This window comes from Mesorhizobium sp. WSM4841, from assembly GCF_055811515.1.
In genome coordinates, this window is record NZ_JBVVQC010000022.1 from 1414 (window position 1) to 3003 (window position 1590).

A 1590-nucleotide genomic window follows, 5' to 3' on the forward strand; every position below is an offset into this window, starting at 1 on the left:
CGGCAGGACAGAGGGGGGCGCGAAGGATCGCGACGCTTCCCGTAACGAATACTGCACCTCCCAGAGCCCCCCATGTCCAAGCGTTACGCCACGATCATCACCGACGATGACGGCCGCGAGGTCGTCAGTGCCATCGGCGAATTCGAAGGCGCGCCCGATGGGCGCCACGGCCGGGTCGAGCCGGTCGCCGCCGGTGTGCGGATCGGCATGGTTCGGGGCGTCGACGCGGCCGGCGGCTTTGGGTTTCCGCAAGCGGGCGTCAGCGCCGGTGCAGTGAGCATCGCCAGGGCGGCGCTCAAAGCCGCGTCAGGCGCCGGCAAGTCCGGCAGCGCGGCTGGGGCAAAGGGCGATGCGGCAAACCGGCCGCGGAAGCCTACGCGTGCAAAGCCTGGCAAGCGGGCGCGCAAGAAACCTAAGCGCCCGGCCAAGAAAACAGCGAAGCCGGCGGCGGGATGATGGGGTAGGGCATGGCCGAGGATTCTTTCAGCGACGAACCGCCTGATGTGACGGAACGGCCCTCCGGCCGGCCGAGGCGGGCGAAGAAAACGCTGGCCGATGGTTTTCTGGAAGCCATCCGCGCCGATTTCCGGGCGCATGGCGCCGGCGTCATCGCCGAAGTCCGCACCGAAAAGCCCGACCAGTATCTGAAGATCGTGCTGTCGGTGCTGCCCAAGGATTTGCACGTCAACATCAACAGTCTGGATGTATTGAGCGATGACGAAATCAGGCAGCGCATCCGCGGCCTCGAAGCCGTCCTCCGGCCATTCCTCCAAAAGCCTGACCTCGAAAAGCCGAGCCTCGCAAAGCTCGGCCTCGAAAAGCCAGGCCGCGGCAAAGACCGAGTATCTGAGCCTGCTCAGGGAACTGGACCGCAGGCGGCGCACTAACCAGCTTGCCGCCTACCGGCCCTATCTCAGGCAGGCCGAGTTCCATGCGGCGGGTGCCACCAACCGCGAGCGGCTGTTCATGGCCGGCAACCAGCTCGGCAAGACAAGGGCCGGTGGCGCGGAATGGGCAATGCATCTCACCGGCCGCTATCCCGAGTGGTGGCAAGGCAAGGTTTTCGACACGTCCGTGCGGCTATGGGCGGCCGGCGTCACCGCCGAGGGCACGCGCGACAACCCGCAGCGCGTCCTGATCGGCCCGCCGCAGCAGCCGGCGGCGTGGGGCACCGGCATGATCCCGGCCGACGCTATTCTCAGCACCATCATGGGGCGCGGCGCGCCGCATGGGCTGGACAGCGTCGTGGTGCGCCATGGCGGCGGTGGCGATGTCCAGGCCGATGAATCGGTGCTGTCGTTCAAGAGCTATGAGAAGGGTCGCGAAAAATGGCAGGGCGAAACGCTGCACGGCGTCTGGTTCGACGAGGAGCCGCCGCTCGACATCTATTCGGAAGGCCTGACCCGCACCAACGCGACAGGCGGCATCACCATCGTCACCTTCACGCCGTTGCTCGGCATGTCGGAGGTGGTGCTGTTGTTTTTGTCGGCGGAGCAGGTGGAGGGAATGGGGAGGTGAGGTGGTTTTTGGGAAGGAAGCTCTCGCTTCCGCTCACCCGTTGCGTTCCTTCGCGCCCCCCTCTGTCCTGCC

The 1590-nt window shown here is 66.4% G+C and carries 3 protein-coding genes; all 3 read left to right on the top strand.

All coding sequences use genetic code 11. The annotated features are described in order from the left end of the window. Nucleotides 1–72 precede the first annotated feature (72 nt). The 3 genes from AC0L14_RS22845 to AC0L14_RS22855 are packed head-to-tail and all read left to right on the top strand — an operon-like array spanning nucleotide 73 to nucleotide 1518. Complete coding sequence (locus AC0L14_RS22845; protein ID WP_473750839.1) at nucleotides 73–456, top strand: hypothetical protein; 384 nt, start codon at nucleotides 73–75, stop codon at nucleotides 454–456. 11 nt (nucleotides 457–467) lie between these two features. Next, entirely contained in the window at nucleotides 468–887 is a 420-nt protein-coding gene (locus AC0L14_RS22850) for a hypothetical protein (RefSeq protein WP_473750840.1), read from the top strand. Further along, nucleotides 865–1518, top strand: a complete 654-nt coding sequence (locus AC0L14_RS22855; RefSeq protein WP_473750886.1) for a terminase large subunit domain-containing protein — start codon at nucleotides 865–867, stop codon at nucleotides 1516–1518. The genes AC0L14_RS22850 and AC0L14_RS22855 overlap by 23 nt, the downstream gene beginning before the upstream one ends. Nucleotides 1519–1590: the final 72 nt, after the last annotated feature.